General features: G+C 68.0%; 6 protein-coding genes. 4 read left to right on the top strand and 2 right to left on the bottom strand.

The window, feature by feature from the left end; genetic code table 11:
- The first annotated feature begins 428 nt into the window (after positions 1–428).
- Both holA and KCH87_RS30520 read left to right on the top strand, forming a co-directional pair.
- Entirely contained in the window at positions 429–1,418 is a 990-nt protein-coding gene (holA, locus tag KCH87_RS30525; protein WP_210589653.1) for a DNA polymerase III subunit delta, read from the top strand.
- Positions 1,419–1,485: 67 nt separating this feature from the next.
- The gene (locus KCH87_RS30520) at positions 1,486–1,881 is read left to right on the top strand and encodes a nuclear transport factor 2 family protein (protein WP_210589652.1); all 396 of its coding nucleotides are present in this window, start codon (positions 1,486–1,488) and stop codon (positions 1,879–1,881) included.
- 192 nt (positions 1,882–2,073) lie between these two features.
- Here KCH87_RS30520 and rpsT read toward each other — a convergent pair whose 3' ends face one another.
- A complete protein-coding gene (rpsT, locus tag KCH87_RS30515; RefSeq protein WP_210589649.1) occupies positions 2,074–2,340 on the bottom strand; it encodes a 30S ribosomal protein S20 in 267 nt (88 codons plus the stop codon).
- Between the two features lie 221 nt (positions 2,341–2,561).
- On the opposite strand from rpsT, the gene lepA reads away from it, so the two are divergent.
- Positions 2,562–4,430, top strand: coding sequence for a translation elongation factor 4 (gene lepA / locus KCH87_RS30510; protein ID WP_210589646.1), 1,869 nt, complete (start codon positions 2,562–2,564; stop codon positions 4,428–4,430).
- A gap of 244 nt (positions 4,431–4,674) precedes the next feature.
- Positions 4,675–6,549 (top strand): long-chain fatty acid--CoA ligase, encoded by a 1,875-nt coding sequence (locus KCH87_RS30505; protein WP_210589644.1) that lies wholly within the window; start codon positions 4,675–4,677, stop codon positions 6,547–6,549.
- 71 nt (positions 6,550–6,620) lie between these two features.
- Here the strand turns inward: KCH87_RS30505 and KCH87_RS30500 are convergent, their stop codons facing one another.
- Positions 6,621–7,175: a two-component system response regulator gene (locus tag KCH87_RS30500; RefSeq protein ID WP_210589642.1), complete on the bottom strand. Its 555-nt coding sequence runs from the start codon at positions 7,173–7,175 to the stop codon at positions 6,621–6,623.
- Positions 7,176–7,187: the final 12 nt, after the last annotated feature.

The raw sequence follows: 7,187 nt of genomic DNA, 5'->3' as shown, positions 1-7,187 counted from the left end.
CTGGTGCGGGATGCGCTGGCCGGTGAGGACGATGCCGAGGATGCGCAGTGGCTTGTTGTTCTGCGGGATGAGGAGGGGCGGTTGGATCCGGCGGGGGTGGGGGCGTGGGGGGGGGGGGGGGGGGGGTGGGGGGGGGAGCCGTAGCGCTGCGCTGTGCTTTGCCGGCGGGGTGCGTGCGGGTCGGGCTTGCCTTGAGGGTGCGCGGGGTTGGGGCTGGGCGGGGTGGATCGCGCAGCCCGGCGCTGACGGGTTGCCGCCGCCTTTTCTTTGGGTCGGGAGCCGCCCTAGGCGGCACGAATGCCCGCAGACTGGCGGCTGGCTGCCCGTAGCTTGACGGCTCGGCTGCCTGCCCGCCTGCCCGCCTGCCCGCCTGCCTGCCGACCGGCTGGCATCCCCCGTTGTCAGTGCCCCGTGACATGCTTGTCGCGATGGCCAGGAAGACTGCACAAGACGACCCTCTCGCCCCTGTCACGCTTGCCGTGGGCCAGGAGGATCTCCTGCTCGACCGTGCCGTGCAGGAGGTGGTGGCCGCTGCCAGGGCTGCCGACGCCGACACGGATGTACGTGACCTCACATCGGACCAGGTTCAGCCGGGGACGTTGGCCGAGCTCACCAGTCCGTCGCTCTTCGCGGAGCGGAAGGTCGTGGTCGTACGGAATGCGCAGGACCTGTCCGCCGACACGGTCAAGGACGTGAAGGCCTATCTCGGGGCGCCCGCCGAGGAGATCACCCTCGTGCTGCTGCACGCGGGCGGGGCCAAGGGGAAGGGGCTGCTCGACGCCGCGCGGAAGGTCGGGGCGCGGGAGGTCGCGTGTCCCAAGATGACGAAGCCGGCGGATCGGCTGGCCTTCGTCAGAGGTGAGTTCCGGGCACTCGGGCGGTCGGCCACGCCCGAGGCGTGTCAGACGCTCGTCGACGCCATCGGCAGTGACCTGCGGGAGCTCGCTTCCGCCGTCTCCCAGCTGGTCGCCGATGTCGAGGGGACGATCGACGAGGCCGTCGTCGGGCGGTACTACACGGGGCGGGCCGAGGCGTCGAGTTTCACCGTCGCCGACCGGGCCGTCGAGGGGCGGGCCGCTGAGGCGCTGGAGGCGCTGAGGTGGTCGTTGTCGACGGGCGTGGCTCCGGTGCTGATCACCAGCGCGCTCGCGCAGGGCGTGCGGGCGATCGGGAAGCTGTCCTCGGCGCGCGGTGGCCGGCCGGCCGATCTGGCGCGCGAGTTGGGCATGCCGCCGTGGAAGATCGACCGGGTGCGTCAGCAGATGCGGGGGTGGACGCCGGACGGGGTCGCCATCGCGCTGCGGGCCGTGGCCGAGGCGGACGCGGGAGTGAAGGGCGGCGGGGACGATCCCGAGTACGCCCTGGAGAAGGCGGTTGTCGCGATTGCGCGGGCCGCTCGGTCCAGGGGGCGGGCGTAGCACGAAGAGAGGAGAATCGGGCGTATCAGCCGTAGATCGCCGATAGAACGGAAAGGTGGCGACTGGCATGGCTGAACACCCGCACGCAACTCTCGTCCGCAAGGGCTACGAAGCCTTCACCCGCGGTGACATGGACGCCCTGCGGGGGCTGATGACGTCGGACTGCACGCACCACGTACCAGGCAGCCACCCGCTGTCGGGCGACTTCAAGGGGCAGGACGCGGTCATCGACATGTACGGGCGGCTCTTCGAGGAGACGGCCGGCTCGATGCAGGTCGAGCTGCGCAGCATCCTTGTCGACGGCCGCGGGCACGCGGTCGCCGTGCATCGCTTCCGCGCGGAGCGTCAGGGCAAGAGCATCGACGAGGACGGTGCGATCGTCTTCCGGGTCGTCGGGGACAAGATCAGCGATCTCGACGAGTGCATCGCGGACATCGACAGGAGCAACGCGTTCTGGTCTTAACCGCTGTACAGGCCGGCGCATACCGAAGGCCCCGGCACCCGCCCTGGGGAAGGGTGAGGTGCCGGGGCCTTCGGTTCAAGACAGTGAGCCCGTACCCGCGTGGCGAACGCAGGCCGCGTACAGGCTCGGGGTGCCGGACGGGAGCGGATGAGAGAGGGCCCGCTCGATTCCCTCCGGCGATCAAATCAAGTGTCAGCCCTTGAGGTCAGCGACCTTGGAAGCCAGCGCCGACTTCTTGTTGGCGGCCTGGTTCTTGTGGATGACGCCCTTGGAGACGGCCTTGTCGAGCTGACGCGCAGCAGCGCGCTGGTACTCGGTGGCCTTCTCGGTGTCACCCGCGGCAGCGGCCTCGCGGGCCTTGCGGATCGCGGTCTTCAGGGAGGACTTGACGGCCTTGTTGCGCAGCCGGGCCTTCTCGTTGGTCTTGATCCGCTTGATCTGGGACTTGATGTTCGCCACGAATGAGCCTTCTCAGGTTCTGGCACGGGGCCACGCGGGACCCGTGCCGGTGATTTCTTGAGGGAGTGTCTCCTGCAGAAAGGGCATGAGACACAGCCACCCAGAGTACCAGTGGCCCGGCGAGCGGCCCAAACCGGTCTCCGGTCGCCGCCCGTGGGACCATGGAGCCTACGTATCGATCCGACCCGAGGCATAAGGCGCCTCAAGAGACAGGACCCTGCGTGCCCGCGACCCCTAACAATGTGCCCGAGCCGAGCCGTACCGCCCCGGCTCTGATCCGCAATTTCTGCATCATCGCGCACATCGACCACGGCAAGTCCACGCTCGCCGACCGGATGCTCCAGCTGACCGGGGTGGTCGAGCAGCGGCAGATGCGCGCTCAGTACCTCGACCGTATGGACATCGAGCGCGAGCGCGGCATCACGATCAAGTCCCAGGCGGTGCGTCTGCCCTGGGCTCCGACTCATGAGCCCGGCAACACGCACATCCTCAACATGATCGACACCCCGGGGCACGTCGACTTCACCTACGAGGTCTCGCGGTCGCTCGCCGCCTGCGAGGGCACCGTCCTCCTCGTCGACGCAGCTCAGGGCATCGAGGCCCAGACCCTCGCCAACCTCTACCTGGCGATGGAGAACGACCTCAAGATCATCCCCGTACTGAACAAGATCGACCTGCCGGCCGCCCAGCCGGAGAAGTTCTCCGAGGAGCTCGCGAACCTCATCGGCTGCGACCCCGGGGACGTTCTCAAGGTCTCCGCCAAGACCGGACTCGGCGTCGAGGCGCTGCTCGACAAGGTCGTCGCCGAGGTCCCGGCCCCGGTCGGTGTCGCCGATGCGCCCGCCCGCGCGATGATCTTCGACTCCGTCTACGACTCCTATCGGGGCGTCGTCACGTATGTCCGAGTCATCGACGGCCAGCTCAACAAGCGCGAGCGGATCCGGATGATGTCCACCGGCGCGACCCACGAGCTGCTGGAGATCGGTGTCTCGTCCCCCGAGATGAAGTCGGCCGACGGTCTCGGCGTCGGTGAGGTCGGCTATCTCATCACCGGCGTGAAGGACGTCCGTCAGTCCAAGGTCGGTGACACGATCACCACCCTGAACAAGGGGGCGACCGAGGCGCTCGGCGGGTACAAGGACCCCAAGCCGATGGTGTTCTCGGGCCTGTATCCGCTCGACGGCTCCGACTACCCCGAGCTGCGCGAGGCCCTCGACAAGCTCCAGCTCAACGACGCCGCGCTCGTCTACGAGCCGGAGACCTCCGCCGCCCTCGGCTTCGGCTTCCGAGTCGGCTTCCTGGGGCTCCTCCACCTCGACGTCATCCGTGAGCGGCTGGAGCGCGAGTTCGGCCTCGGCCTCATCGCCACCGCTCCGAACGTGGTCTACCGCGTGCTCATGGAGGACGGCACCGAGCACACGGTGACGAACCCGAGCGAGTTCCCCGAGGGCAAGATCAGCGAGGTGTACGAGCCCGTCGTACGCGCCACGATCCTCGCGCCGACCGAGTTCATCGGCTCGATCATGGAGCTGTGCCAGACCAGGCGCGGCACCCTGCTCGGCATGGACTACCTCTCCGAGGACCGGGTCGAGATCCGCTACACCCTGCCGCTCGCCGAGATCGTCTTCGACTTCTTCGACCAGCTGAAGTCCAAGACCCGCGGCTATGCGTCCCTCGACTACGAGCCCACCGGCGAGCAGACCTCCAGCCTGGTCAAGGTCGACATCCTGCTGCACGGCGACAAGGTGGACGCCTTCTCCGCCATCACGCACAAGGACGCCGCATACGCGTACGGGGTGCGGCTCGTCGCCAAGCTGCGCGAGCTGATCCCGCGGCAGGCGTTCGAGGTGCCGATCCAGGCCGCCATCGGCTCCCGGGTCATCGCCCGCGAGACCATCCGCGCCATCCGCAAGGACGTCCTCGCCAAGTGCTACGGCGGTGACATCTCCCGTAAGCGGAAGCTGCTGGAGAAGCAGAAGGAGGGCAAGAAGCGGATGAAGATGGTGGGTTCCGTGGAGGTTCCTCAGGAGGCCTTCATCGCCGTCCTGTCCAGCGAAGAGAACGCCGGTTCGGGCAAGGGCAAGAAATAGTCCGCCGTCACCCGCGAAAATTGGGGCTCGTCGCGTCACAGCGCGACGGGCCCCTGCGCGTCCGTACGGCTCCTCGATCCAGGAAGTGACAGGCCGCAGCCTCTTACGCACCGGCCGGTCGCGCTCTACTCTGATCTCTGCTCGGTAGTTACTCGCGAGTTAAACAACAGCTTGCGAGTGAAGCAGCAGCAGTGAAAACAGCCGCAATGAGCCAGCCGCGCAGTCGCGGGCCCCGGAGGATGTCGTGAGCGACACACAGACCTTGATCGAGAACCGTCCGCCGTCCGTCGCGGGCCTCTTCCTGGAGCGGGTGGCCGCCACGCCGGATGCCGAGGCATACCGCTACCCGGTACCCCCGGCCACCGGGCAGGGCGCCGACGACTGGAAGTCGCTGAGCTGGGCACAGACCGCCGAGCGGGTCTACGCGATCGCCGCCGGACTGATCGAACTGGGCGTACAGCCCGAGGAGCGCGTCGCGCTGGCCTCCGCCACCAGGATCGAGTGGATCCTCGCCGACCTCGGCATCATGTGCGCGGGCGCCGCCACGACCACGATCTACCCGCAGACCAACGCCGAGGAGTCGGCGTTCATCCTCTCCGACTCCGGGAGCCGGGTGCTCGTCGCGGAGAACGCCGAGCAGCTGGCCAAGGCGCAGGAGAAGCGCGCCGAGCTGCCCGAGCTCACCCATGTCGTGGTCATCGACCCGGCCGGCGTCGAAACCGGTGACTGGGTGCTCACCCTCGCCGAACTGGAGCGCCGGGGCGCCGCCCACCTGGAGAAGAACCCCGACCTGGTCAAGGAGCGGGTCGGCGCGATCACCAAGGACCAGCTCGCCACCCTCATCTACACCTCGGGCACCACGGGCCGCCCGAAGGGCGTCCGCCTCCCGCACGACAACTGGTCCTACATGGCGAAGGCGATCGCCGCGACCGGGCTGGTGTATCCCGAGGACGTGCAGTACCTGTGGCTGCCGCTGGCACACGTCTTCGGCAAGGTGCTCACGTCCGGCCATATCGAGGTCGGACACGTCACCGCCGTCGACGGTCGCGTCGACAAGATCATCGAGAATCTGCCGGTGGTGCAGCCGACGTACATGGCGGCGGTGCCGCGGATCTTCGAGAAGGTCTACAACGGCGTCGTGGCCAAGGCCCGTGCGGGCGGTCCCGCCAAGTACAAGATCTTCCAGTGGGCCTCCGAGGTCGCCCGCGAGTACGCCAAGGCCACCCAGGACAACTTCCGCCGCACCGGCAACCACTCCGTGCCCTTCGGGCTCGCCGCAAAGCACAAGGTCGCCGACGCGCTCGTCTACGCCAAGCTGCGCGAGGCCTTCGGCGGCAATCTGCGGGCCTGTGTCTCCGGCTCGGTGGCCCTGGCACCGGAGATCGGCTACTTCTTCGCCGGCGCCGGCATCCACATCCTCGAGGGCTACGGCCTCACCGAGTCCTCCGCCGCCTCCTTCGTGAACCCCGGCGAGGCCTACCGCACCGGCACGGTCGGCAAGCCGCTGCCCGGCACGGAGGTCCGTATCGCCGACGACGGCGAGATCCTGCTGCGCGGCCCCGGCATCATGGAGGGCTACCACGGGCTGCCCGAGAAGACCGCCGAGGTGCTCGAGGCGGACGGCTGGTTCCACACCGGCGACATCGGCGAGCTGTCCCCCGACGGCTACCTGCGCATCACCGACCGCAAGAAGGACCTGTTCAAGACGTCCGGTGGCAAGTACGTCGCGCCGACCGAGGTCGAGGGCGGCTTCAAGGCGGTGTGCCCGTACACCTCGAACATCGTGCTGATCGGCGCCGACCGGAACTTCTGCAGTGCCCTCATCGCCCTCGACGAGCCGTCGATCATGGGCTGGGCGAAGGACAACGGCCTGGAGGGCAAGTCGTACGAGGAAGTCGTCGCCGCGCCCGCCACGGTGGCTCTCATCGAGGGGTATGTGAAGCAGCTCAACGAGGGGCTCCAGCGGTGGCAGACCGTCAAGAAGTTCCGGCTGCTGCCGCGGGATCTCGATGTCGAGCACGGTGAGTTGACGCCGAGCCTGAAGTTGAAGCGGCCGGTTGTGGAGCGGGAGTACAAGTACCTCATCGAGGAGATGTACGAGGGCTCTCGCGAGGCGTAGGGGGTGGCGGGGGGCTGTGTGGCGGCCGCGGGTCCGTTGTGGCTTGTCGCGCAGTTCCCCGCGCCCCTAGGTCAGGACGTGCGGCCCCTGTTCACCAGTTCACGTAGCTCTCTTACCTGCCTCAACAGTGTCGCCTTGTCCGTGGGGTCGCCCCCTGCCAAGTGCTCCTCCAGTACGGCCAGTCGGGTGCTCACCTCCCCGCTCAGCTTCTCCAGCTGCCGGTTCTTGCGGTGCAGGTCCAGGAAGACGCTGACCTTCGCTCGTAGGACCCAGGGGTCGAAGGGTTTCGTCAGGTAGTCCGCGGCGCCGGTGGCGTAGCCGCGGAAGGCGTAGCCGGAGTCGTCCTCCGCGCCCGTCAGGAAGATGATGGGGACGTCCTTGGTCTGGTCGAGCCGTTTGATGTTCGCGGCGGTCTCGAACCCGTCCATGCCCGGCATGCGGACGTCGAGCAGGACGAGGGCGAACTGCTGCCGCAGCAGCGCCTTCATCGCCTCCTCGCCCGAACGCGCGCGTACGAGCGGTTCGTTGAGGGACCCCAGGACGGCCTCCAGCGCGATCAGGTTGTCCTCCATGTCGTCCACCAGGAGGATGTTGGCGCGCTCGTCGGTCGTTGCCTCAGCGCTCATGATGACTGTGCC

Origin of the sequence: Streptomyces sp. GESEQ-35 (assembly GCF_017948485.1) — a bacterium.
GTDB lineage: Bacteria > Actinomycetota > Actinomycetes > Streptomycetales > Streptomycetaceae > Streptomyces.
This window is presented reverse-complemented; position numbering and strand designations above follow the sequence as displayed.

Coding starts and splice junctions, on each gene's coding strand:
- KCH87_RS30500 (WP_210589642.1), bottom strand. CDS start 7,175: ATGAGCGCTGAGGCAACGACCGACGAGCGCGCCAACATCCTCCTGGTG.
- KCH87_RS30520 (WP_210589652.1), top strand. CDS start 1,486: ATGGCTGAACACCCGCACGCAACTCTCGTCCGCAAGGGCTACGAAGCC.
- holA (WP_210589653.1), top strand. CDS start 429: ATGGCCAGGAAGACTGCACAAGACGACCCTCTCGCCCCTGTCACGCTT.